This window comes from Arthrobacter sp. YAF16, assembly GCF_052113385.1.
GTDB lineage: Bacteria > Actinomycetota > Actinomycetes > Actinomycetales > Micrococcaceae > Arthrobacter.
Map to the genome: position 1 here is coordinate 354777 of NZ_JBFRDC010000001.1, position 23063 is coordinate 377839.

Below are 23063 nucleotides of genomic sequence, written 5' to 3' on the forward strand. Positions count from 1 at the left end.
GTCCTGAATGACCAACGACGGCGGCGGCCACCCGAACAAGGTGGCCGCCGCCGTCGTTTGTTCCATCGACTGCTCCGTAACGGCCGTTCCGGGGCTGCAAAAGGCACCGTTGGGGCAGCCGATGCGGGATCTGGCGCCTAGTCCTTCAGGTGCCGGGCGAAATGGTCTTCGATCCTGCGCCAGGCCGCGGGTGCGGCCTGCGGATCGGGCCCGACGCCGAGGACGCGGAACAGCGGACGCAGCGGCCTGGGTTCCGTTTCCTCATCGTTCAGGAACGAGTGGCCGGCGGTCGCGAATTCCTTGATGTCGTGTTCAACGCCGAGGGACTCAAGCACGGAGGTCAGCCGTGCCGCCGCCCCGGAAAGGGAACGGTCCTTCGCGCCGAAGTTGGCCACGATCGGGCAGGCGCCCGCCAGCGCCGTTTCCGGGTCCTTGGGCAGCCTGCCGTAGTTCACCGCCGCGGCATCGAAGCCGTCATTGGCCAGCAGCAGGGCGAAGCCGCCGCCCATGCAGAACCCGATGACGCCGATTTTCCCGGTCGTGCGGCCGGAGTCCAACAGCCACTGCCGCGCCGTCGCCAGGTCCGTGAACGCGCGACCCTGCCCGGCAGCCAGGGAACGCATGGTCGAGACGAGGCAGCGGCGCGCCCCGCCGTCGCTGAACAGGTCCACAGCCAGGGTGAGATAGCCGGCGGCCGCCATCCGCTCTGCGTGCCGGACCGTGATGCCATCCAGGCCAAACGCCTCATGGATCATCAGCACGGCCGGGAAGGGACCGTCCCCTTCCGGTTCCGCCAGGTAGCCGCGGAGCCGCGGGGAGCCGCCGGCGGCGAGGCTGGCCCCGCTGAGGTCGACGTTATGCAGGGCCGGGTCCGGGTCTTCGCCCCGGTTGGCGGCATTCCTGGCCATGGGCACTCCTAGGTCGGGTCGTGCGGGAGTCGTGTTCGGACAGTCTTGCATCCGGGCACAAAAAACGGCGCCGGACATCCCCCAAAGGAATGTCCGACGCCGTCGATTTTTAGGACTAGTCGCGCTTGACGGCGTCCTTGACGTTTTCGCCGACCTTCTTCGCGTCGGCGACGACCTGGTCCTTCTGGCCTTCGGCCTTCAGGCGGTCGTTGTCCGTGGCGTTTCCGGTAGCTTCCTTGGCCTTGCCGCCGAGGTGCTCCGCCTCGTTCTGAATCTTGTCTCCGATACCCATGGTGTACTCCACCTTTCGTTTCCGGTTGAAATTCAACGCAGTTTCACCATAACACGAAGCATGCTTACTAATTCAAGCCCTTTCGCGAGATCATTCGATCCGGTCCGTGCCCAGGGTTTTCGATCCGCCCGGCTAGGCTCGAAACCATGGAGCCCACAACCACCCCTGTCCCAGCCAAGACCGCGGCCAAGGCGGAGTTACAGTGATGGCCAAGCCCTCCGGCGCAGCCAAAGTCACCGCCCCGCGCCTCACGCCGGTCCAGCTGGCGGACCTCGCGGAGGATCCTGCCCCCGATTTCCGCCGCGGGGAGCGCTACGACGGCGTCCGGTACACCCGCGCGGCCGCGGACGGGCTGGAGCTCAGCGGCACGGATTTCGCCGAGTGCGAGTTCTCCGGCGCCTCCTTTAATGAAACCCAGCTGCGCGGCGCGAGTTTCCGCGACTGCGTCCTGGCCGAGATCTACGCCCCGGTCTTCACGGCGGCGCGCTCAAGCCTGCGCGACGTCGAACTCCGCAACCCCCGCTGGGGGTCGGCGGAACTGTATGAAAGCGGCTGGCAGTCGGTGCGGATCGACGGCGGCAAGCTGGACTACGTCAACCTCCGCGGCTCCAAGCTGGTGGACGTGCAGATCAGCGATTGCATCATCAACGAACTGGACCTTGGCTCCTGCACGGCGACCCGGGTGGCGCTGAAGAACTGCACCATCGGCAGCCTGGACTTCAGTGGAGCGCGACTGAAGGACTTCGACCTGCGCGGCACGGAGTTCCGGTCCCTCAGCGGCCTCGGCAGCCTCGCCGGCATCGTGGTCGACGAGCACCAGCTCAGCCTGCTGGCCCCGCTGCTGGCCGGCCACCTGGGCATCACCGTGGCCTGAGTCGACGCCACGTCATCCGGGGCCGTCCGGTTGACCGCCTTGACCCGTTGTGTAATCTTTATAGAACGAACGGTCGGTAATTTACTCTGCTGCCGGCCCTGCTCCCTTGGTGAAGGATGTTCTCATGGTCGAGGCTTTTCTTGTTGGCGGTGCCCGCACTCCCGTGGGACGGTACGGCGGCGCCCTTTCCGCGGTCCGGCCCGATGACCTGGCGGCGCTGGTGGTCCGTGAAGCTGTCGCCCGTGCCGGGATCGACCCGGACGCCATCGACGAGGTCATCCTCGGCAACGCCAACGGAGCCGGCGAGGAGAACCGCAACGTCGCCCGGATGGCCACCATCCTGGCCGGACTACCGCTCCACATCCCCGGCATTACCGTTAATCGGCTCTGCGCCTCCGGCCTGAGCGCCATCATCATGGCCAGCCAGATGATCAAGTCCGGCGCCGCAGATATCGTCATCGCAGGCGGCGTCGAATCCATGAGCCGCGCCCCCTGGGTGCAGGAAAAGCCGCAGACCGCCTTCGCCAAGCCGGGCCAAATTTTCGATACCTCGATCGGCTGGCGCTTCGCCAACCCGCTGTTCCAGAAGGGCGAGCTCTCCCGCGACGGCAAGATGACCTACTCCATGCCGGAGACGGCCGAGGAAGTCGCCCGCGTGGACGGCATTTCCCGCGAGGACGCGGACGCGTTCGCCGTCCGCTCACACGAGCGTTCGCTCGCCGCGATTGCCGCCGGCCGCTTCGCGGACGAAATCGTTCCCGTGACCGTCAAGACGCGCAAGGGCGAGACGGTCGTGGACACCGATGAAGGCCCCCGCGCCGGCACCACCATGGACGTGTTGTCCGGGCTGCGCCCCGTCGTCGCGGGCGGCTCCGTGGTCACCGCCGGCAACTCCTCCACGCTCAACGACGGCGCCTCCGCGATCATCGTCGCCTCCGAGGCCGCGATCCAGAAGCTCGGGCTCACCCCGCGGGCCCGCATCATCGACGGCGCCTCGGCCGGCTGCGAGCCAGAGATCATGGGCATCGGCCCGGTCCCGGCCACCCGGAAGGTCCTCGCCCGAAGCGGGCTCGACGTCGGTGACCTCGGCGCCGTCGAACTCAACGAGGCCTTCGCCACCCAGTCGCTGGCCAGCATGCGCCGGCTCGGCCTCGATCCGGAGATTGTGAACCGCGACGGCGGCGCGATCTCCCTGGGCCATCCGCTCGGCTCGTCCGGGTCCCGGATTGCCATCACCCTGCTGGGCCGGATGGAGCGCGAAGACGCCAAAATCGGCCTCGCCACCATGTGCATCGGCGTCGGCCAGGGCACAGCCATGCTGCTGGAGCGCGTCTAATGGCGGCCCGGCCCGGCGGCCTGGACACCGCAGGCTTCGGCACGCTCCTGGTCGAGGAGCGCGAGGACCGGCTGGTGGTCCTGCTCAACCGCCCGGAGGTCCGCAACGCGATCGACCAGCAGATGGTCGATGAGCTCCACAGCGTCTGCGCGTACCTCGAGCAGACCCCCAAGGTGCTGATCCTTGCCGGCACGGAAGGCGTATTCGCCTCCGGCGCCGACATCGCGCAGCTGCGGGAACGCCGCCGCGACGACGCCCTGCAGGGCATCAACTCCACCATCTTCGTCCGGATCGCCAAGCTGCCGATGCCGGTCATCGCGGCCCTCGACGGCTTCTGCCTGGGCGGCGGCGCCGAATTGGCCTACGCCGCCGACTTCCGGATCGGCACCCCGGGGGTCCGGATCGGCAACCCCGAGACGGGCCTCGGCATCCTCGCCGCCGCCGGGGCCAGCTGGCGCCTCAAGGAGCTGGTGGGGGAGCCGGTGGCCAAGGACATCCTCCTGGCCGGCGCAGTACTCCGCGCCGACCGGGCGCTCGCGGTCGGGCTCATCACCGAGGTGCACGAACCCGCGGAGCTGATGGACGCCGCCCACGCGCTGGCGGACCGGATCGCGCAGCAGGACCCGCTCGCGGTGCGGATCACCAAGTCCGTGTTCCATGCCCCGGCTGAGGCGCACCCGCTGATCGACCAGCTGGCGCAGGGCATCCTCTTCGAATCGCAGGCGAAGTTCGACCGTATGCAGGCTTTCCTGGACAAGAAATCGGACAAGAAATCAGCCAAGAAATCAGCCCAAGAGTCAGCCGCGAAGTGAGCAACAAGCCAGCCGCCACGCCAGGCCCCAATCCAGACCGGAAGAAGTAGATATGAGCAACTCGGTACTCCCCGCCAACCTGCCTGCCACTGGCCTTCCCGACTTTGTCGGGGTGCTCGGCGGCGGCCGGATGGGCGCGGGCATCGCCCATGCCTTCCTGATCAACGGCGCCAACGTGCTCGTCGTCGAGCGTGACGAGGAGTCTGCCGAGGCGGCCCGCGAGCGCGTGGAGTCCGCGGCGGCCAAGAGTATCGAGCGCGGCGCCACCGACGGCAACCTCGACGAGATGGTCTCCCGCCTCTCCGTGACCGTGGACTACGACGACTTCAAGGACCGGCAGTTGGTCATCGAGGCCGTACCCGAGGACTGGGACCTGAAGGTGGCCTCGCTGCGCGGGATCGAGGAGCGGCTCGCCACGGACGCGTACCTCGCCTCCAACACCTCCTCGCTCTCCGTCAACGGCCTGGCCCGCGAGCTGAAGCGCCCGCAGAACTTCCTGGGCCTGCACTTTTTCAACCCGGTTCCCGCGTCCACCCTGATCGAGGTCGTCCTCGGCGAGCAGACAAGCGAGGCCCTCGCCCAGGCCGCCCGCGGCTGGGTCGAAGCGCTCGGCAAGACCGCCGTCGTCGTCAATGACGCCCCGGGCTTCGCCTCCTCGCGGCTGGGCGTCGCAATCGCCCTCGAGGCGATGCGCATGGTGGAGGAAGGCGTCGCCTCGGCCGAGGACATCGACAACGCCATGGTCCTGGGCTACAAACACCCGACCGGTCCGCTGCGCACCACCGACATCGTCGGCCTCGACGTCCGGCTCGGCATCGCCGAGTATCTGGCCTCCACCCTGGGCGAGCGCTTTGCGCCACCGCAGATCCTCCGGGACAAGGTGGCCCGCGGCGAACTCGGACGCAAGACCGGCCAGGGCTTCTTCGACTGGACCGCCTGAGCCGGTCCCGGACGGATGCTCATTGGGGGATCCGTCCGGGCGCCAGCGAGGGGCCGGCATGCCTAGGATGGTGCGGTGACTACCGCCCCGCCGCGCATTGAACCCATCACCCTCACCGGCCAGCACGTGGTGCTGGAACCGCTGAGCCATGCCCACCACGACGGCCTGGTGGAGGCAGTCCGGGACGGCGAGCTCTGGAAACTCTGGTACACGTCCGTCCCCGCCCCGGAGGCCATGGCGGCCGAGATCGATCGACGGCTGGCCCTGCAGCAGGCAGGCTCGATGCTGCCGTTCACCACCCGGCTGCTTGACCCGGCCACCGGCGGCCCCGGGAAAGTGATCGGCATGACCACCTACATGAACATCGACGCCGCCACACCCCGGGTGGAGATCGGTTCCACCTGGAACGCCGCCTCCGCGCAGGGCAGCGGCAGCAACCCGGACTCCAAGCTGTTGCTGCTCCGTCATGCCTTCGAGACGCTCGGCTGCCCCGCCGTCGAATTCCGCACGCACTGGCTCAACCACCAGTCCCGCGAGGCGATTGCCCGGCTGGGCGCCAAACAGGACGGCGTGCTGCGCAGCCACAGCCGCACGGCCGACGGCGTGCTGCGCGACACCGTGGTGTTTTCCATCCTCGAACATGAATGGCCGATGGTACGCAGCGGCCTGGAGTTCCGGCTGGGGAAGCGGCGGGACGAGTCCCGTGGCTAGCCGGCCGGAGGGCGGCGCCGTGAAGCCCATGAACTGGGACGGGGCCGTCAACAGCGACGGGTCTGTCACTTGGGACGGGGCCGTCAACGCCTGGCACGTTGCGGGCAGCGTGTACCGGATGGGCCGCCGCGAATGGCTCACCGAGACCGGCTGGCAGCAGGCATACGACGGCGGCATCCGGACCGTGATCGACCTCCGCAACCCGGATGAGATCCGCCGCCGCGACACCGATCCACGGGTGGGCGAGGCGACCCTGGCGGCGTTCGACGTCGTGCACGCCCCCACCGAGGATCCCGGCAACGCTGAATTCCGCGCGCTCTGCGTTCCTTACCTGAACAACCCGGCGTCCTATCCGGACAACGCCAGGATCTTCCCCGGCAAGCTCGCCGCAGTGTTCAGAGCCGTCGCGGCAGCCCCCGGCGGAGTCGTGATCCACTGTTCGGCCGGCCGGGACCGCAGCGGCATGATCGCCGCCATGCTCCAGGACCTCGCCGGAGCCGGGGAGGACGCCATCGCCCTGTCCTACGCACGCGCCATGCGGGGCATCAACGAGCACCACCGGCTGTCCGCAACCCCGCATCCGCATGAGCGGTACCTGCCCGAGGAGATCCTCGCGCCGCTGATCGAGGCGCGCCAGGAAAGCCTCCTGCGCTTTGTGCGGCAGCTGAAAACTGCCGAATTTTTGGGCCACAATGGGGTAACGGTTCCTGAGTTGACTGCCATCCGGGGCAAATTGGGGCACTAGAGTAACCGGGTGAAGACTCCCACGTACGCGCTGGTAATCCGGGCAGCGGCGGCTGTCGCCGTGGCGCTCGCGGGGTCGTCTGTGGCTGTCCCCGCCTTGGCAGAGGCCGGGTCCCCTAATCCCGCTACGGCGTCCCCTTCCCCTTCGCCCAGCCCCACTTCGGAGGCGGCCCTCGCGCCGACGGCGCCGGTTGAACCCGCTGCGTCCTCGCCAGAACCGGGCATCAGCGACGCCGGGCTCGCCGAGGCGATCCGACGGGACCTGGGCATGACCCTGGCGGAGTTCAACGCCGCCGGAGCGCAGGCCAAGCGGGCCGCCGAGGCTGCACCCTCCCTGCGCGGCCTGCCTGGCTATGTCGGGATTGTCCTGCGGGACGGAAAAATCGTGGTCGAAGGCTCCGGCGTGGAGCTCCAAGCCCGAATCGACGAACTGAACCAGGCCGGCCCGGCGGAATTCGCGCTCGAGGCGCCCGCGCTGAAGACCTCCGCGCTGGCCGCTCCCACGGGACCAGGCGCCACGCCGGCCGCAGCCGTGAAGCCGGAACTCGTCGCCGGCAGTGCCGAGCAGCTCTTCCAGGCGTATGTCCGTGAGGTCGGTCCTGCCGGGCTGCAGGCTGTGGCTTACGCCGACGGCCACTTCATCGTCCGCACCGGCGGCACCAACACAGCCGAGGCGTGGACCTCGGCGGCCCTGGCGCCCGGCAGCCTCGACCCGGCGCCGGCGCCCGCCCCCGGAAAGATCTCGGCCGCAGCTTTCGTGTCCCGCTACGCCAACGTGAAACTGGAAAAGGGCGCTCCGATCAAGACCGAAGACGACTACTTCGGCGGGCAGGGTTACGTGATCGACAAGATGACGATCTGCTCTGCCGGCTTCGGGGCTTTTGATCCCGCCGGCCTGCCGCTGGTGCTGACTGCCGGGCACTGCGCCGAAGATGGAACGGCGGCAAAGGCCGACGTCGAGCCGCCCACCGCGGCGCCGGCCGGCGGAGCGACCACCTCGCTGCCGGCCGTTCTCGAACCCCTGGGATCGTTCGGGTTCAGCCAGTTCGGCGGACCCGATAACTCGCCGATCACCGGTGCAGAGTCGAGTCCGGGCAACATCGGCACCGACATTGCCGTGATCAAGGATTTGCGGCCCGGGCTCAAGGTGCAGCCCTCCGCCACTACGTGGAAGACCCCGGCCAACCCGGGACAAACCTCCGTCAAGATCATTGGCACCGCAGCGCCGTACCAGGGCCAGGCTGTCTGCCGGTCCGGCCGCACCACCGGATGGTCCTGCGGCGAGGTAGCGGAAACCGGCGTCTACGTTGTGGGAGGACGCACCACCGCGGCAGGAGATTTGAGGGCCTTCAAGGGCTTCTTGTCCTATGACGTCCAATCCAGCGGTGGAGACTCCGGGGGGCCCTGGATCAGCGGAAACTTTGCCGTCGGCACACACTCCGCCGGGGAACCCCGGGGCGCGGCGCAGAACTTTGCGGTCGCGACAACGCTCGACGATGCGCTGGGCTCCATTCCTGGCCCCGTCCAGCTCCAGCTGTTCTTGAACAAGCCCGAACTTGCGGGGACACCGGACACCGGCACGGTGTTGCCGGGCAGCCTCATTCGGGGGCGCGTGCCTGCCGCCCCCGCCTCGGGCGTCGCCGCGAACTCCACGGTCCGCCTGCTTCGCCCGGACCAGGACGCCGTCGAAATCCCGGTGGACGCGGCGGGAAGCTGGTCCTTCAACGCGCCAGCGTCGGAAGGAACGTTCCAATTCACGGCTGAGACCGTCAACGGCCACAGCCGGTCAGGGGCCGCAGCGTTCAGCCTCAAGGTCTCCGGGTTGCTCGCGCCGGAGATCAGTGCCCCCGCCTCCGGATCCAGCCTCGCGGCGCTGGATCGCGTCGAAGGAACGGGCACCCCGGGCAACACCGTGGTCCTTTCGGGCCAGCTGACCGGTTCCGCGAAGGTTTCGCCGCAGGGCCGGTGGAGTGTTTCGGTGGGAAGCCAGCGGGTGTACGGCAAGCTCTCGGTCTCGGCGGTCCAGACGGCGCCCGGCCACGTGGACAGCCCGCCAGCCACGCTGGTGTTCACGGTGCCGCCGCCGGCGCCCGCTGTCGCCGGACAGTGGAACGGGGTCTCGTTCCGCCAGGACTTGCTGCCCGATGCGATTTCCGGGACGGGTGTCGACGGCGCAGCGGTCACCGTGCTGATTGACGGACAGCCGATCGGTGCCGTGCAGAAGGGCGGATCTGGCGTGGGGACGAAGTCGGTGTTCCCTTCGCTGGTCCCGCATGTCCTCGTGGCTGGCGGCCGCTGGAGTGTACGGTTCCCCGCCGGCCTGGCCGTGGGGCTGCACACACTGTCCGTAACCCAGTCCGTCGACGGGATCGCCTCGTCACCGCTTAGGGCCAGGTTCACGATCAGCCCGCCGGCGTCCGCAGCCATGGCAGGGAACATTCCTCCGACGGCGGCAGCGGGCGCCCGTGTCTCAACTCCGCAGCAGCCGGGCAGCCCCGCGATGCTCGCCAGCACCGGAGCCAACGGCGTGCTTCCTGCCGCAGCTTTGGCGGCGGCGGCCCTGCTGCTCGGCGGGGCCTGCATCGCACTAGGGCGACGCCGGACGGTGCGTTAGCTGCGCCGGTGCCGGCGGGCGGGGCCGGAAGGCTCCCGCCCGCAGGCGTCCTAACCGAAATCGGCGACGTAGCTGGGCACCCCCACGGCGTCTGTCGAGACGGCTGCGCCGGTGTCATTGACGACGTGGTCCAGGGTCCCGGCGCCGAGGTTGACCGTCAGCAGGCCATGCAGCTTCACGCCGGGCGTTACCGGCACTTCGAATCCGCGGGTGGCGTGGATGGTGGGGTCGACGTTGTTGTAGACGTAGCTGCCGCCGCCCCAGAGTTCGTGCGTCCGAACCGAGTCGGCGACCTTGTAACCAGCCCAGCCCAGTACGCCGTCGTGCTGCCAGGCGGCCTGGTTGGGCGCGTCGTAAGGCAGCTCGTTCTGGAAGAAAATGGTCTTCCCGCGTTCGCCGTTCCAGATCACGTTGTACTGCTGGTAGTGCTCGACGAACAGGCCGGTGGCGGTGACGTTGTCGCCGTTGATGATGACGCCGTTGTCTGCGGTGTTCGTAGTCCAGCCCACGCCGTTTCCGTGGTCGGCGCGCCAGGCCCAGATGTGGTCCAGGAGCACGTCGTCACTGTTGACCTCCAGGCTCAGCGAGGCCTTGCCGACGTGGGGCCCGCCGATCCGGAAGAAGACATCGTGGAGGGTGGTGGGGTTGGCGGGATCGCTCCAGCCGTTGTGGGCGCGGGCGTTGCCTTTTGCGGCACGCTGGGTGCCAACGCGAAGCAGTGCCGGTGAATTCTTCTCGCCGGCGTCCACGGTGACGGCGGCAATTTCGACGCCGGGGACATCCGCGACCGTCAGCGGCACGGAACCGTCGACGGCGGTGAGGGTGGCCATGCCGAGTCCGAGGACGACGGTGTTGGCACGCTTGACTTCGATGCTTCGATCAATGTCGTAGACACCCGGGGTCAGCAGCAGGTTCTTGCCGCGGGCCAGTTGGGAGTTGATGGTCTGGACGGAATCGGTAGGCCTGGCCACGAAGAAGTCGGACAGCGGGATGCTGCGGCCCGCCGTCGGGCCGTTTTCCCACGTGGTTCCTGCGGAATCCTTGCGCACCGAGGGAACAAAAACGTTGTACCCCCCGCCGGAATCCAGCACCAGGTACGGCTTCTCGCGGCTGACCGGGGTGCTGGCCAGGGTGGTGTACGGCGGGTTCGGGAAGGACTGGGCCGGAGCCCCGTTCACCCCGGAGAAGACCTGGTTCCAGACGCCGTTGGACCAGCTGCCAATGCTGCTGTCGCGGACCAGGTATTGCTGCTGCGAACCGTTGATGACCGTGCCGGCTTTTGAATCGGAAATGAAGCCGCCGCTGGCGTACTGCGGGCCGGCGGTGCAGTAGTCCATCAGGGAGAGGTTGCCGCCGGTGATGTTGACCCGCCGCATGGGCGATGCCTGCGAAGCCGCCCAGAAGTTCGCCGAGCTGCGGCAGCCCTCCAGACCGGTGACATTGATGGTGAGGTTGGAGACGGAGCGCCAGAAGTTGTTCAGGGCGATGCAGTTGTCCGCGGTCAGGCACCGGTTGTACGTGTCCACATGGCCGTTGATGGTGACGTCCGTGGGTGAGGCGCCCAGGCCGGCCACTTCGGTCGAATAGCCCACCTGGATGATCAGCGGCGTTTCCGGGCTGCCATAGGTGCCGGGCTTGAACAGCAGGGAATAACGGTTGGTGCCCATCTCGTCGTCGACCTGTTTGGCCGCTATGGCGTCCACCTCGGCCTGGATGGCGGCCACCGGCATGCCGGGATCGAAGATCCGCACGTTGGGGCCGAAGTCGGGGGCCGGCGCAGGCGTGGTCTTCGCCTGGTTCACTGCCGGGTTCATCGCCGGGGGCGGAGCGGCGTTGGCGGCGGGGGCGGCTGCGGCGCCCAGCACGCCAAGCATCACCGCTACCGCGCCGGCCAGCAGCCGTCTCTGGTGGTGCGTTGGCGCCCGGAACGACGTGGATTGGGCCGCGCGGTGGCGGCGGAGGTGGGCTAGCGGCATTGCTTGTCCTGCTCTCGTTGGGGTGCGGTTTTGCACGGGCTGTGGAGTGGAGCAAAAGGGAATCAGGCGCCCCGCTGCCGGGAAGGGCACGGTGTGGGAGCGCTCCCGCCGGGAAGCCTAACACCGGCCTCAAGGCCCGGCAAGGGCCCCGATTCCGCCAAGGGCGCCACCTTGACAATTCATTGTGATGTGCGACACCATGCTCGTGGGAGCGCTCCCATGCGAGTCACGGGAGCGCTCCCAGCTCTGGGCGCATCGCCCCGCACTCTTCGTGCCATACCCTGACAAAGGAGTCCCCGCGTGAAATTTTCCCGCAAGCTCGCCGCCCTGTCGGCGTCGGCTGCCTGCCTCACCCTTGCCCTGAGCGCCTGCGGAGCAGACGCCCCCAAAGCCGCGGCACCCACCGGCGAGACGGGGAAGGAGCCTGTAACCCTCACCCTCGCCACGTTCAACGAGTTCGGCTACGAGAGCTTGCTCAAGGAGTACGAATCACTCAACCCCAACGTCAAGATCCAGCACAAGAAAGCCGCCACCACCAACGAAGCGCGCGACAACCTGACCACCCGCCTGGCGGCGGGATCGGGCCTCTCGGACGTCGAAGCTATCGAGGTTGACTGGCTCTCCGAACTCAAGCAGTATCCGGACCAGTTCGTGGACCTGAAGGATCCCGCCGTCGAAGGCCGCTGGCTGGACTGGAAGACCGAGGCGGCGACCACGCAGGACGGCCGCCTGATCGGCTACGGCACAGACTCCGGTCCCGAGGCTGTCTGCTACAACTCGGCACTGCTCAAGGCGGCAGGACTGCCGACGGACCGCGAATCCGTCGCCAAGATGCTCGGCACCACCTGGGACAGCTACTTCGACGCCGGCAAGAAGTTTGTCGCCGCGAAGACCGGCGCGGCCTGGTTCGATTCCGCCGGAGCCATCTACCAGGGCATGAGCAACCAGCTGGAAAAGGCCTACGAAAACGAGGACGGCACTGTCATTGCCGCCGAGAACCCCGCCGTCAAGGACGTCTACACCAAGGTCCTCAACGCCTCGACGAAGGACAACCTCTCCGCGCACCTGGGCCAGTGGAGCAACGACTGGGTGGCCGGTTTCCAGTCCCAGAAGTTCGCCACCACCCTCTGCCCGGGCTGGATGCTCGGTGTGATCGAGGGCAACGCCACCGGCGTCAAGGGCTGGGACGTCGCCAACGTCTTCCCCGGCGGCGGCGGAAACTGGGGAGGTTCGTACCTGACCGTGCCGGCGCAGGGCAAGCACCAGGCCGAAGCCAAGAAGCTCGCCGCCTGGCTGACCGCCCCGGAGCAGCAGATCAAGGCCTTCACCGCCAAGGGCAACTTCCCGAGCCAGGTCAAGGCGCTCGACAGCGAGGCACTGCTGGGGCAGACCAACAAGTTCTTCAACAACGCCCCCACCGGAAAGATCTTCGCCGAGCGGGCCAAGGCCGTGGGCGCCACCCCGTTCAAGGGCCCGAAGTTCTTTGCCATCAACGACGCCATGCAGCAGGCCCTCACCCGCGTGGACGTGGACAAGAAGGACGACGCCGAGTCCTCCTGGGCGAAGTTCCTCACCGCTGTGAAGTCCCTGTAGGTCATGTCGGTAACGGACCGGGTCAGGCCCCAGAGCCAACTGGCTGACGAGGAGATACCCGGCAAGAGGAGCGTCCGGCGGCTCGCGTTCTCGCAACGGATGTCTCGGTGGGACGTCAAACTTTCGCCCTACCTCTACATCTCGCCGTTCTTCCTGCTGTTTGCCCTCACGGGACTCTTTCCGCTGCTCTACACAGCCTGGGTGTCCCTGCACAACTGGAACCTGATCGGCGGGCAGGGCAAGTTCGTCGGGACGGAGAACTTCGGCTTCGTCCTCGCGCAGCCGTACTTCTGGAACGCGGTAGGAAACACGCTGAGCATCTTCCTGCTTTCGTCCGTGCCGCAGGTGGTGCTGGCGCTGCTGATTGCGGCCGCGCTGGACGCCAACCTCCGGGCCAGAACGTTCTGGCGGATGGGCGTCCTGGTGCCCTTTGTCGTCGCCCCGGTGGCGGTCGGGCTGATCTTCAACAACCTGTTCGCCGACCAGTTTGGCCTCGTGAATGAGCTGTTGGCACTCGTCGGCCTTGACCCGGTCCGCTGGCACTCCGAGCAACTCGCCAGCCACATTGCCATCGCCACGATGGTGAATTTCCGCTGGATCGGCTACAACGCACTGATCTTCCTTGCCGCCATGCAGGCCATCCCCCGCGATGTCTTCGAAGCCGCCACCATCGACGGCGCCGGCCGGGTCAGGCAGTTCCTGTCCGTGACGGTTCCGATGCTCCGGCCCACCGTGATTTTCGTGGCCATCACGTCCACGATCGGCGGGCTGCAGATTTTCGACGAGCCGCGGGTGTTCGACCAATCCGGGCTCGGGGGCGCCGACCGGCAGTGGCAGACGCTGACCATGTACATCTGGGAACTGGGCTGGGGACAGCGCAATTTCGGCAGGGCATCTGCGGTCGCGTGGCTGCTGTTCCTGATGATTGTGCTGATTGCCCTCCTGAACTATCTACTCACACGGCGTATCGCCAGCCAGGGAGGCCGCAAATGAGCTCCATCCCCATGATCCGGCAAACCGCCGGCAAAGGTGCGGCCAAGGCGGCGGCCAAGCGGCCGAACCGCATAACCGGCCGGCCGCGCAACCGGGGCGGCGCAGGCGGTCAGCGCCGTCCCGGGGCGCTGACCTACAGTGTCCTCGGCACGGTCCTGCTGGCGTCGCTGTTCCCGCTGTATTGGTCGTTCCTGGTGGGCAGCCATGACAGCACGGTGCTCAGTCGCGGTGTCCCGGTCCTGCCGGGCGGGAACTTCGTGGCCAACGCCGCGAAAGTCTTCGACAGCATCCCGTTCTGGAAGGCCATGGGCAACAGCGTCCTGGTGTCCACGGTCACGGCCGCCTCGGTGGTGGTTTTCTCCACCCTGGCGGGCTTCGCGTTCGCGAAGTTGCGCTTCCGGGGCAGCAGGGGGCTTCTGGTCTTCGTGATCGCCACAATGGCGGTGCCCACCCAGCTGGGCGTGGTTCCGCTGTTCATTGTGATGGCCAAGCTGGGTTGGACCGGTTCCCTCTGGGCGGTGATCCTCCCCGGCGTGGTGACGGCCTTCGGGGTGTTCTGGATGACCCAGTATCTACGGGACGCCCTCCCGGACGAACTCATTGAGGCCGTCCGGGTGGACGGGGCCTCCATGATCCAGGCCTTTTGGTATGTCGGCTTCCCCGCGGCGCGACCGGCCGCGGCGATGCTGGCGCTTTTCACCTTCGTCGCGACCTGGACCAACTTCTTCTGGCCGTTCATTGTGCTGGACCCTTCCAACCCGACCCTCCCGGTGGCGCTGCAGCTGCTGCAGGCCGCACACTTTGTGGACTATTCGGTGGTGCTGGCAGGTGCCGTGCTGGCCACCGTCCCGTTGCTGCTGCTCTTCATCGCCGCCGGTCGCCAACTCGTTTCAGGAATTATGCAAGGAGCAGTCAAAGGATGAGCACCACCGAGCTAACTTTCCCCGACGGATTCCTCTGGGGCGCGGCCACGGCCGCCTACCAGATCGAAGGAGCCGCCCACACCGGAGGGCGGAAGGACTCGATCTGGGACACCTTCGCCCGGGTTCCGGGCGCCGTGGCAGACGGCCACAACGGTGACGTGGCGTGCGACCACTACCACCGCTCGGGCCAGGACGTGGAGTTGATGACGTCGCTGCACCTAAAGGCGTACCGTTTCTCGACGTCGTGGGCACGTTGCATGCCCGACGGCAGGACGCCGAACCCCGAGGGGATCGCGTTCTACTCCCGCTTGGTGGACGAACTCCTCGCCGCAGGCATCACACCCTGGCTGACGCTTTACCACTGGGACCTGCCGCAGGCCCTGGAGGATGAGGGAGGCTGGGCCAACCGCGAGACCGCCCGGCTGTTTGCGGACTACGCGGCCGTGATGCACGAGGCCCTCGGCGACCGGGTCCGCATCTGGACCACGCTCAACGAGCCGTGGTGTTCGGCGTTCCTCGGCTACGCCGCAGGCGTCCACGCCCCGGGACGGCAGGAACCGCGGGCAGCCCTCGCCGCTGCCCACCATCTCCTGCTCGGGCACGGGCTCGCCGTCAGGGAACTGCGCCGGCGTGATCCGGCAGCGAGCCTTGGCATCACCCTGAACCTCACTGTCGCCGATCCTGCCGACCCCGGCTCCGCGGAGGACCGGGATGCGGCCCGCCGGATCGACGGGCTGCACAACCGGATCTTCCTCGACCCGATCTTCCGTGGCCAGTACCCCGCGGACGTGCTGGACGACGTCGCCGGATTCGGCTTCGACACCGTGGTGCAGGACGGTGATTTGGCTGTCATCTCGGCGCCCGTGGATTTGCTGGGGGTCAACTATTACCAGGGCGAGGCGCTGACCAAGGCGGCGGCAGCCGAAGAACGGGTCCAACCGGACACCGTGACCACCACGGCGCAGGCCGCCCCGGCGTCGGCCGACAGGCGTGAGGCAACGCCGTTCGTTTCCGCGGAGGACGTGCACTCCGTGCCGCGCGGGCTGCCGGTGACGGGGATGGGCTGGGAGGTGCAACCCGAGGGGCTGTACCGGTTGCTGACCCGGCTGCAGCTTGAGTACACCGGCCCGGCCGGCATCCCGATCTACATGACGGAAAACGGCGCCGCGTACCCGGACGCTCCCGACACCGACGGCTTCGTCGATGACCAGGAGCGGTTGGCCTTTTTCGACGCGCACCTGCGCGCAGTGCGCTCCGCGATCGACGCCGGCGCCGACGTCCGCGGCTACCTCGCCTGGTCGCTGCTGGACAACTTCGAGTGGGCGTACGGCTATCACCAACGTTTCGGTCTGGTCCGGGTGGACTATGAAACCCAGCAGCGGATCCCGAAGGCCAGCGGACTCTGGTACTCGGGGGTGGCGGCGGCGAACGCCTTGCCGGCACGGTAGGGCCCGTCCCTGCGGAGACCGGGCATGTCGTATTCTCAAAGTGATGAGCGAACAGAAGCACGCGGGTCTCCGGGCCGGACCGGCGAGACTTAGCCCCACCCTTGAAGACCTCGCGACGGCGGCGGGAGTGTCACGCTCCACCGCCTCCCGGGCCATCAACGGCGGCTCCCGGGTCAGCCCGGAAGCTCAGGCCGCGGTGGACGCTGCGGTCATCTCGCTGGGCTACACCCCGAACCGGGCCGCGCGCAGCCTCGTCACCCGCCGGACTTCCTCGATCGCCCTGGTGATCAACGAACCCGATGCCCGGGTCATGATGGACCCGTTCTTCGCGGCCGTCATCACCGGGGTGACGGAGGCGTTGCGTGAGACCGAAATGCAGCTGGTCCTGCTGATGTCCCGGGCCGGCGGCGATCCCTCCCGGACGCTTCGGTACCTGCGTGGAGGCCACGTCGACGGTGCCATTGTCGTCTCGCACCATAAAGCAGACGGCTGGACCGAGGAGCTTGCCGCCGCGGGGCTGCCCACTGTCTTCATTGGAAGGCCGTGGGATACCGGGCTGGGGATCCACTACGTTGACGTGGACAGCTTCGAAGGCGGCCGCCTGGCCGCGCTTCACCTTGCGGCAGCCGGGCGCACCCGGCTGGCAACCATCACCGGACCGCTCGATATGACGGCAGCCGCGGACCGGCTGGAGGGATGGCAAGCGGGCCTCAGGGAAGCCGGGCTGCCGCCGGGGCCGGTCGCGCAGGGGGATTTCACCCCTGCCGGCGGCACCGAAGCGGCCGAACGGCTGCTGGCCGAGGACAGCAGTGTGGACGGCATTTTCGCTGCGTCCGACCTCATGGCCCGCGGTGCCATAACGGCCCTGCTGGCCGCCGGGCGCACGGTGCCCGGGGATGTCGCCGTCGTCGGCTTCGATGACCACCTGGCCGCGCCGGGCGAGCTGCCCCTGACCACGATCAACCAGCCCACGGTAGAAATGGCAGCCCAGGCGGGCCGCCTGCTTCTTGCGGACATCGAAGATCCGGGGACGGGCCGGGACCCGCTGATATTCCCGGCCCGCCTCGTCGTCAGGGAAAGCAGCACCCCCGGCTAGGCCGGGAATTTCCAGCGAGCAGGCAGGACCGGCCGCTTAGCGGCCGTGCCGGCCGTGATCCCGCCACTTGTCCGAGTCGACTACCTGGACCGCTACGCCGAGGTTGCCCTTCTTGAGGCTGCCCCAGGCGTAGACAATCGTGTTCTTGCCCGCGGCGACCGGAATGTCCGCCGGGCCAATCAGGGGCTTGGTGGTCCCGGCGGCCGCGACCGAGGCGGACACCTTCCCGGCCTTCAGCGTCAGCACTTCCTGGTCCGGGTTCGTCAGGTCCTCGATCACGGCAGTCTTGCCGGCAAGGACGTCGACGGCGGGCGCCGCGGCCACGTGCCTGACCGTCAGCTTCCCCTCACCCCGAGGGCTGGGCGAGGTGTCGTTCTTGAACAGGGTGGCGGTGGGATCCCCGTCCTCATCCAGGTGGGCCACGGCGGTGTAGTTCCGGCCCTCCCTGAGCTTGACCTCGACCGGGCCGATCACCGCGTCGTCGGCGCTCTTGGCGTTGGCGGCCGTGACAGCAATCTTGTAATTGCCGCCCTCGAGCTTCAGCGGGCCCGCGAGCTTGCCGGGCTTGAAGTCGTCCAAGGTGAGCTTGCCATTCACCCATACGTCCACGGTCAGGCCGGGGACTCCGTGCAAAACGGACAGGACGGCATCGTCGCCGTGGTGCCTGCCGCCGTCGTGCTTCCCGCCGGCCTGGGCCGGGGCGGCAAACGCGAGGGCGGCCGCCATCGACACGGCACCGGCGGCATAAACGGTTTTACGCATTTCAAACTCCTCATTGAGTTGCCCGGATCCGGGCGGTGATTTGCTTACACCGTTACTACCGGCCGGCGCCCCTCTTTGGATGCAGACGGTCGGACCTTTTGCCCCGGCCCGCTCAGCCCTTGCGGTCCAGCAGCAGGTTGGTGATCCGCAGCGTGCAGAGCCGCTCCCCGGCCTCGTTGGTGATCAGCACCTCGTGGGTGGTCACCGTGCTGCCGAGGTGGATCGGGGTGGCGGTTATCGTGACCAGCCCCTCGCGGGCGGACTTGTGGTGCGTGGCGGAAACGTCCACGCCCACGGCGGTCTTGCCCAGGGTGCTGGCGTGGATCACCGAGGCCCACGAACCCACGGCCTCGCCGACGGCCAGTGAGGCGCCGCCGTGCAGCAGGCCGAAGGACTGGCGGTTGCCTTCCACCGGCATGGTTGCCACGACGCGCTCCACGGACTGCTCAACGATCTTGACCCCCATCTTCTCGTCAAGTTCACCGAGGGTGATTTTCCACAGCTCGGTACCACTTTGAATGTTGCGGGGGTCGGGCGTCATTGCGTCTCCTCTGGGGCTCTGGCCTGTCATGGGCCGGTCGGGCCCGCCGCTACTAGTGTGCCGCAGGGCTCCTTCATGTACTGTAGACATATTACCGAACGGACGGTCAGTAATGCGCTGGCCGTGTCGATCTTGCCCCGCGTTGGAAGGACCCGTCAACGATGACCACCACTGCAACAGCTCCGGAACCCTCAGTGGGCACCGTCGAGATCGTCCCCAGCTTCATCCGCAACTCGTGGTGGACCCCCGACGCAGCCTCTGCCGCCGGAGCCGCCTCCGTCCTGGACGCCAGCACCGGCGAACTCCTGGCAAAGGTGAGCACCGAGGGCCTCGACCTCGCCGCCGTCGTCGACTATGGCCGCACCACCGGCCAAGCGGAACTGGGGAAGCTGACCTTCCACCAGCGCGCCCTCAAGCTCAAGGAACTGGCGCAGTACCTCAACGGCCGCCGCGACGAGTTCTACGCGCTCTCCGCGCAGACCGGCGCCACCAAGATCGACTCGATGATCGATATCGACGGCGGCATCGGCGTGCTCTTCACCTTCGGCTCCAAGGGCCGGCGCGAGCTGCCCAACGCCCAGGTGGTGGTGGACGGGCCCATGGAGGTGCTGTCCAAGGACGGTTCCTTCGCCGGCGAACACATCTACACCCGGATCCCCGGTGTCGCCGTGCAGATCAACGCCTTCAACTTCCCGGTCTGGGGCATGCTCGAGAAGCTCGCCCCCGCCTTCATCGCCGGCGTCCCCACCATCGTCAAGCCAGCCACCCCCACCGGCTACGTCGCCGCGGCCGTGGTGAAGGCGATCGATGAATCCGGCATCCTGCCCAAGGGCTCGCTGCAGCTGGTCTCCGGCTCGGTCCGCACCCTGTTGGACCACCTCGACTACCGCGACCTTGTCGCCTTCACCGGTTCGGTTTCCACCGCCAACACGCTCAAGTCCCACCCCAACGTGGTCAAGGGTGGCGTCCGCTTCACCTCCGAAACCGACTCCCTCAACGCCGCCATCCTGGGCCCGGACGCGGTCAAGGGGACCCCGGAATTCGACGCTTTCATCAAGTCCCTCGTCACCGAGATGACCGCCAAGGCTGGCCAGAAATGCACCTCGATCCGCCGCGCGATCGTGCCGCAGAACCTGGTGTCAGACGTCGTCGCCGCCGTGGGGGAGCGGATCACCGAACGCGTCGTGCTGGGAGACCCGCGCGCCGAGGGCGTCACGATGGGCGCCCTCGCCTCCCGTGAGCAGCTCGCCGACGTGCGGGCCGCCGTCCAGTCGATGCTCGACGCCGGGGGCGAGCTCGCCTATGGCACCCTCGACTCGCCGAAGGTCACCAGCGCGGACGGGAGCGTCGGCGTCGTCGACGGCGGAGCCTTCATGTCCCCGGTGCTGCTGAGCTGGGCCGACCCCGAAGCCGAGGAGGTCCACTCGCTCGAGGCCTTCGGCCCGGTCTCCTCCGTGATCGGCTACACGGACCTCGCCGACGCCGTCCGCCTCGCCGCGCGCGGTGGCGGCTCGCTGGTCGCCTCGGTCTGCACCAACGATCCGGCGGTGGCCCGCGAGCTCGTCACCGGCATTGCGGCCCACCACGGCCGCGTCCTCATGCTCAACCGGGAGGACGCCCGCAGCTCCACCGGCCACGGCTCCCCGGTCCCGCACCTGGTCCACGGCGGCCCGGGCCGTGCCGGCGGCGGCGAGGAACTGGGCGGCATCCGCTCGGTCATGCACCACATGCAGCGCACCGCCATCCAGGGCTCGCCCAACATGCTCACGGCCGTCACGGGCGTCTGGCACACCGGTGCGGACCGCAACTACACCCTCGAGACCGAGGGCCAGCACCCGTTCCGGAAGCACCTGAGCACGCTGCACATCGGCGACGCCATCCGCTCCGATTTGCGCGAGGTCTCGCTGGAGGAGATCACCAAGTTCGCGAACTCCACCGGCGACACCTTCTACGCCCACACGAACCAGGAAGCGGCGGCAGCCAACCCGTTCTTCCCGGGCATCGTGGCGCACGGCTACCTGCTCCTCGCCTGGGGTGCCGGCTTGTTCGTGGAGCCCGCGCCGGGTCCGGTCCTGGCCAACTACGGCCTGGAGAACCTGCGCTTCATCACGCCCGTCGCGGCCGGTGACTCCATCCGCGTCACCCTGACGGCCAAGAAGATCACCCCGCGCGAGACCGACGAGTACGGCGAGGTGGCCTGGGACGCCGTCCTGACCAACCAGAACGATGAAATCGTCGCCACCTACGACGTCCTGACCCTCGTCGAGAAGTAACCCCTCGCCCCGCCCGTTGCTCTATCACTTATGGCTGCCGCGACGTTCGAATGGCAACCACAGGTGATAGAGCAACCGCGGAGGGGCGGGTCTTTCCACTTTGCCCCGGCGTAAAATCGTGCTCGTAGGAGGTGGCGAAATGTCCCTAGTACTCAACAAAGCCACAACAGTCCTGCCAGTCGATGATGTAGCGCGTGCCCGGCATTTCTATGCGGACACCCTGGGGCTCCCGCACCGTGGCGTGGCAGACGACGGAAGCGAACTATTTGGTTCAGAAGGCGGCCCGATGCTGCAACTGATGCCAGTCAAGGATGGAAAGCATTCGGAGCACACCACCCTGAGTTTCGAAGTCAGCGAGATCGAACGCACCGTGAGGGAGATGGAAGCCAGGGGCGTCACGTTCCAGGACTACAACCTCCCTGATCTCAAGACCGAGAACCACATTTGCACAACGGATTCCGAGAAGTGCGCCTGGTTCATGGACTCCGAGCACAACATTCTCTGCGTGCACGAGAACATCACCACGGCAGCCGACTACCAGCTCTGAGCGGCGGCTCCGGGCTCCCGGCTGCGGGCTCCCGCTGCAGAACGGAATTGCGGAACGGAATTGCAGAACAGCGCCCCGGCCTGCCGGGGCGCTGTTCTGTGTCCCGGGCCGGGGCCGCGGCTAGGGCCGGTCGGTCCTGTCCCCGGGACGCACCCCGGGCGTAGCTTGAGACCAGATTCCCGGATGGCGGAGGCGAGGCGCGCAGACATGACTGAGTCGTCTTCCGGGCCGGTATCCGAAACCCTGATCCGTCGCGTCGTCTGGTTCCCCACCACCCGGGCCGGCAAGGTGGCCCTGACGCTGGCCTACCTCACGGTGCTCTCGCCCGTCTGGGTGCTCCTGGTGCTGGGGCAGGCCGTGTTCAGGGCGGGAGCCGCCGACGACGTGGTGGTAGCCATGCTGGTGGGTTCCGTCGCGGCGCTCTGGACTGCCCTGCTCCGGGCGAAGGAACGCTCCCTCCTGGTCGCGGCCTTTACCGTGCTGCTGTCGGCTGCGCTGATGTATTTCCTTGGCTGGCTCACTTCGACCCCGGGCGGGGCGGCCCCGTGACGGTGCCTTCCAAGGCGCGCGGCCGCAAGATTGCCTGGCTGCCACGCACCCGCATCGGCAATGTGGCTCTGGTCCTGGACCTCGCGATGGCTGCTTTCCCGGTCTGGGTCCTGCCGTCCTGGTACCTCGTGACGTTACTGGTGGGTGCCGGCGGCATGTTCGAGTCGCCCCGGGCGGTGGTCGCGAACAGCGTTTTCCAGGGCCTCGTGGTGGCCGGCACGCTGGTAGTCAACCTTGCAGCGTTGCTCCGCGCCAAGGACTACTCGATCCTGCTTGGGCTGGCAGTGCTTCCGCTGTCCGCCGTGTTGCTGTACATGGGCTGGTTCGTGGCCGTGAACGGGTTTCCCGGCCTTGCGGGGGCAGGTTGACACGGACCCGCCGGGCTTTGAGGGCGACACCGCCTGCCCGCGGCCGTTAACGGTGCCCCCGGAGGCGGCGTCAGGCTTTGCTGGGGACGTGGAGGCCGTGGAACGCCATGGCGACGACGTCGTCGGCCAGCTTCTCGGGGGAGAGGGACCCGCCGGGCTTGTACCACTCAACGATCGAGTTGATGGTGCCGAACAGCAGGCGGGTGACGGTGCGGGGGTCGATGTCCTGGCGCAGCGAGCCCTCGTCGCCGGCGGCCGAGATCAGGGCGGCCACCTTGTGGTCGAACGTGCGCCGGCGTTCCAGGGCGTCCCGCTCGATCTCGGTGTTGCCGCGCAGCCGCAGCAGCAGGGTGACGAAGGGCAGCCGTTCCACCAGGACGGAGATGGTCTCGCGGACCACGAATTCCAGCCGGGCGTCGGCCGAGCCGGTCCGCGCCTCAGGCCGGTCCAGGATGGCTTCGAGGCCGCCGAGGGCATGGTCGAGGGCGAGTTTGAGCAGATCGCCCTTGGACGGCACGTGGTGGTAGATCGCGGACTTGGAGATGCCCAGGTTCTCGGCGAGGATGCCCATCGAGGTGGCGTCATAGCCGTGGCGGTTGAAGACATCGACGGCGATCAGCAGCACCGACTGCTGGTCATAGCCGGGACGGCCGCGCTTGGTGGTGGTTGCTGTGCTGGGCATACTCGCTAGTTTCTCATGAACGGTCGGTCGGCCCGGCAGCGTGGCCTCGAAGGACACTCCTGCCGGGCCGGCCGGTGGCTG

22 protein-coding genes are annotated in these 23063 nt (G+C 67.8%); 16 read left to right on the forward strand and 6 right to left on the reverse strand.

What is annotated here, in order from left to right:
- Positions 1 to 137: 137 nt before the first annotated feature.
- Both AB4Y91_RS01720 and AB4Y91_RS01725 read right to left on the reverse strand, forming a co-directional pair.
- Positions 138 to 908 (reverse strand): dienelactone hydrolase family protein, encoded by a 771-nt coding sequence (locus AB4Y91_RS01720; RefSeq protein WP_441416852.1) that lies wholly within the window; start codon positions 906 to 908, stop codon positions 138 to 140.
- Positions 909 to 1023: 115 nt separating this feature from the next.
- Complete coding sequence (locus tag AB4Y91_RS01725) at positions 1024 to 1200, reverse strand: CsbD family protein (protein ID WP_138768393.1); 177 nt, start codon at positions 1198 to 1200, stop codon at positions 1024 to 1026.
- Positions 1201 to 1405: 205 nt separating this feature from the next.
- On the opposite strand from AB4Y91_RS01725, the gene AB4Y91_RS01730 reads away from it, so the two are divergent.
- From AB4Y91_RS01730 to AB4Y91_RS01760, 7 genes are all read left to right on the forward strand, one after another.
- Positions 1406 to 2074, forward strand: coding sequence for a pentapeptide repeat-containing protein (locus tag AB4Y91_RS01730; RefSeq protein ID WP_441417829.1), 669 nt, complete (start codon positions 1406 to 1408; stop codon positions 2072 to 2074).
- A gap of 124 nt (positions 2075 to 2198) precedes the next feature.
- Complete coding sequence (locus tag AB4Y91_RS01735; RefSeq protein ID WP_441416853.1) at positions 2199 to 3410, forward strand: thiolase family protein; 1212 nt, start codon at positions 2199 to 2201, stop codon at positions 3408 to 3410.
- Positions 3410 to 4222 carry an enoyl-CoA hydratase/isomerase family protein gene (locus AB4Y91_RS01740; RefSeq protein ID WP_441416854.1) on the forward strand — a complete coding sequence of 271 codons (813 nt, stop codon included), beginning with the start codon at positions 3410 to 3412 and terminating at the stop codon, positions 4220 to 4222. Before AB4Y91_RS01735 ends, AB4Y91_RS01740 begins: the two co-directional genes overlap by 1 nt.
- Positions 4223 to 4274: 52 nt before the next feature.
- Positions 4275 to 5162 carry a 3-hydroxyacyl-CoA dehydrogenase family protein gene (locus tag AB4Y91_RS01745; RefSeq protein ID WP_441416855.1) on the forward strand — a complete coding sequence of 296 codons (888 nt, stop codon included), beginning with the start codon at positions 4275 to 4277 and terminating at the stop codon, positions 5160 to 5162.
- 75 nt (positions 5163 to 5237) lie between these two features.
- Positions 5238 to 5873: a GNAT family N-acetyltransferase gene (locus tag AB4Y91_RS01750; RefSeq protein ID WP_441416856.1), complete on the forward strand. Its 636-nt coding sequence runs from the start codon at positions 5238 to 5240 to the stop codon at positions 5871 to 5873.
- 28 nt (positions 5874 to 5901) lie between these two features.
- A complete protein-coding gene (locus AB4Y91_RS01755; RefSeq protein ID WP_441417830.1) occupies positions 5902 to 6618 on the forward strand; it encodes a tyrosine-protein phosphatase in 717 nt (238 codons plus the stop codon).
- 9 nt (positions 6619 to 6627) lie between these two features.
- Positions 6628 to 9231 (forward strand): S1 family peptidase, encoded by a 2604-nt coding sequence (locus AB4Y91_RS01760; RefSeq protein ID WP_441416857.1) that lies wholly within the window; start codon positions 6628 to 6630, stop codon positions 9229 to 9231.
- Between the two features lie 50 nt (positions 9232 to 9281).
- Here AB4Y91_RS01760 and AB4Y91_RS01765 read toward each other — a convergent pair whose 3' ends face one another.
- Positions 9282 to 11105 carry an adenylyl cyclase gene (locus tag AB4Y91_RS01765; RefSeq protein WP_441417831.1) on the reverse strand — a complete coding sequence of 608 codons (1824 nt, stop codon included), beginning with the start codon at positions 11103 to 11105 and terminating at the stop codon, positions 9282 to 9284.
- Positions 11106 to 11507: 402 nt separating this feature from the next.
- On the opposite strand from AB4Y91_RS01765, the gene AB4Y91_RS01770 reads away from it, so the two are divergent.
- From AB4Y91_RS01770 to AB4Y91_RS01790, 5 genes are read left to right on the forward strand one after another with little or no spacing between them, the layout of a single operon-like run.
- Positions 11508 to 12800 carry an ABC transporter substrate-binding protein gene (locus AB4Y91_RS01770; protein WP_441416858.1) on the forward strand — a complete coding sequence of 431 codons (1293 nt, stop codon included), beginning with the start codon at positions 11508 to 11510 and terminating at the stop codon, positions 12798 to 12800.
- A 3-nt stretch (positions 12801 to 12803) separates the two neighbouring features.
- Positions 12804 to 13793 carry a carbohydrate ABC transporter permease gene (locus AB4Y91_RS01775; RefSeq protein ID WP_441416859.1) on the forward strand — a complete coding sequence of 330 codons (990 nt, stop codon included), beginning with the start codon at positions 12804 to 12806 and terminating at the stop codon, positions 13791 to 13793.
- The gene (locus tag AB4Y91_RS01780; RefSeq protein ID WP_441416860.1) at positions 13790 to 14716 is read left to right on the forward strand and encodes a carbohydrate ABC transporter permease; all 927 of its coding nucleotides are present in this window, start codon (positions 13790 to 13792) and stop codon (positions 14714 to 14716) included. The genes AB4Y91_RS01775 and AB4Y91_RS01780 overlap by 4 nt, the downstream gene beginning before the upstream one ends.
- Positions 14713 to 16164 (forward strand): glycoside hydrolase family 1 protein, encoded by a 1452-nt coding sequence (locus tag AB4Y91_RS01785; protein ID WP_441416861.1) that lies wholly within the window; start codon positions 14713 to 14715, stop codon positions 16162 to 16164. Before AB4Y91_RS01780 ends, AB4Y91_RS01785 begins: the two co-directional genes overlap by 4 nt.
- A 43-nt stretch (positions 16165 to 16207) precedes the next feature.
- Positions 16208 to 17260 (forward strand): LacI family DNA-binding transcriptional regulator, encoded by a 1053-nt coding sequence (locus AB4Y91_RS01790; protein ID WP_441416862.1) that lies wholly within the window; start codon positions 16208 to 16210, stop codon positions 17258 to 17260.
- 36 nt (positions 17261 to 17296) lie between these two features.
- On the opposite strand, the gene AB4Y91_RS01795 is transcribed toward AB4Y91_RS01790, so the two are convergent.
- Together AB4Y91_RS01795 and AB4Y91_RS01800 are read right to left on the reverse strand one after the other, a co-directional pair.
- Entirely contained in the window at positions 17297 to 18022 is a 726-nt protein-coding gene (locus AB4Y91_RS01795; protein WP_441416863.1) for a DUF4397 domain-containing protein, read from the reverse strand.
- 112 nt (positions 18023 to 18134) lie between these two features.
- A complete protein-coding gene (locus tag AB4Y91_RS01800; protein ID WP_441416864.1) occupies positions 18135 to 18563 on the reverse strand; it encodes a PaaI family thioesterase in 429 nt (142 codons plus the stop codon).
- A 161-nt stretch (positions 18564 to 18724) separates the two neighbouring features.
- Here AB4Y91_RS01800 and paaZ point away from each other — a divergent pair, with 161 nt between their 5' ends.
- From paaZ to AB4Y91_RS01820, 4 genes are all read left to right on the forward strand, one after another.
- Entirely contained in the window at positions 18725 to 20836 is a 2112-nt protein-coding gene (gene paaZ / locus AB4Y91_RS01805) for a phenylacetic acid degradation bifunctional protein PaaZ (RefSeq protein ID WP_441416865.1), read from the forward strand.
- Positions 20837 to 20975: 139 nt separating this feature from the next.
- Complete coding sequence (locus tag AB4Y91_RS01810) at positions 20976 to 21383, forward strand: VOC family protein (protein ID WP_441416866.1); 408 nt, start codon at positions 20976 to 20978, stop codon at positions 21381 to 21383.
- 207 nt (positions 21384 to 21590) lie between these two features.
- Complete coding sequence (locus AB4Y91_RS01815) at positions 21591 to 21932, forward strand: hypothetical protein (protein ID WP_441416867.1); 342 nt, start codon at positions 21591 to 21593, stop codon at positions 21930 to 21932.
- Complete coding sequence (locus AB4Y91_RS01820) at positions 21929 to 22300, forward strand: hypothetical protein (RefSeq protein WP_441416868.1); 372 nt, start codon at positions 21929 to 21931, stop codon at positions 22298 to 22300. Before AB4Y91_RS01815 ends, AB4Y91_RS01820 begins: the two co-directional genes overlap by 4 nt.
- A gap of 70 nt (positions 22301 to 22370) precedes the next feature.
- On the opposite strand, the gene AB4Y91_RS01825 is transcribed toward AB4Y91_RS01820, so the two are convergent.
- A complete protein-coding gene (locus AB4Y91_RS01825; protein ID WP_441416869.1) occupies positions 22371 to 22982 on the reverse strand; it encodes a TetR/AcrR family transcriptional regulator in 612 nt (203 codons plus the stop codon).
- Positions 22983 to 23063: the final 81 nt, after the last annotated feature.

Bases quoted from the DNA above. Each gene is read 5' to 3' on its own strand.
- AB4Y91_RS01720 (WP_441416852.1), bottom strand. From the start codon at position 908: ATGGCCAGGAATGCCGCCAACCGGGGCGAAGACCCGGACCCGGCCCTG.
- AB4Y91_RS01725 (WP_138768393.1), bottom strand. From the start codon at position 1,200: ATGGGTATCGGAGACAAGATTCAGAACGAGGCGGAGCACCTCGGCGGC.
- AB4Y91_RS01730 (WP_441417829.1), top strand. From the start codon at position 1,406: ATGGCCAAGCCCTCCGGCGCAGCCAAAGTCACCGCCCCGCGCCTCACG.
- AB4Y91_RS01735 (WP_441416853.1), top strand. From the start codon at position 2,199: ATGGTCGAGGCTTTTCTTGTTGGCGGTGCCCGCACTCCCGTGGGACGG.
- AB4Y91_RS01740 (WP_441416854.1), top strand. From the start codon at position 3,410: ATGGCGGCCCGGCCCGGCGGCCTGGACACCGCAGGCTTCGGCACGCTC.
- AB4Y91_RS01745 (WP_441416855.1), top strand. From the start codon at position 4,275: ATGAGCAACTCGGTACTCCCCGCCAACCTGCCTGCCACTGGCCTTCCC.
- AB4Y91_RS01755 (WP_441417830.1), top strand. From the start codon at position 5,902: ATGAACTGGGACGGGGCCGTCAACAGCGACGGGTCTGTCACTTGGGAC.
- AB4Y91_RS01765 (WP_441417831.1), bottom strand. From the start codon at position 11,105: ATGCTTGGCGTGCTGGGCGCCGCAGCCGCCCCCGCCGCCAACGCCGCT.
- AB4Y91_RS01775 (WP_441416859.1), top strand. From the start codon at position 12,804: ATGTCGGTAACGGACCGGGTCAGGCCCCAGAGCCAACTGGCTGACGAG.
- AB4Y91_RS01780 (WP_441416860.1), top strand. From the start codon at position 13,790: ATGAGCTCCATCCCCATGATCCGGCAAACCGCCGGCAAAGGTGCGGCC.
- AB4Y91_RS01785 (WP_441416861.1), top strand. From the start codon at position 14,713: ATGAGCACCACCGAGCTAACTTTCCCCGACGGATTCCTCTGGGGCGCG.
- AB4Y91_RS01790 (WP_441416862.1), top strand. From the start codon at position 16,208: ATGAGCGAACAGAAGCACGCGGGTCTCCGGGCCGGACCGGCGAGACTT.
- AB4Y91_RS01795 (WP_441416863.1), bottom strand. From the start codon at position 18,022: ATGCGTAAAACCGTTTATGCCGCCGGTGCCGTGTCGATGGCGGCCGCC.
- AB4Y91_RS01800 (WP_441416864.1), bottom strand. From the start codon at position 18,563: ATGACGCCCGACCCCCGCAACATTCAAAGTGGTACCGAGCTGTGGAAA.
- paaZ (WP_441416865.1), top strand. From the start codon at position 18,725: ATGACCACCACTGCAACAGCTCCGGAACCCTCAGTGGGCACCGTCGAG.
- AB4Y91_RS01810 (WP_441416866.1), top strand. From the start codon at position 20,976: ATGTCCCTAGTACTCAACAAAGCCACAACAGTCCTGCCAGTCGATGAT.
- AB4Y91_RS01815 (WP_441416867.1), top strand. From the start codon at position 21,591: ATGACTGAGTCGTCTTCCGGGCCGGTATCCGAAACCCTGATCCGTCGC.
- AB4Y91_RS01825 (WP_441416869.1), bottom strand. From the start codon at position 22,982: ATGCCCAGCACAGCAACCACCACCAAGCGCGGCCGTCCCGGCTATGAC.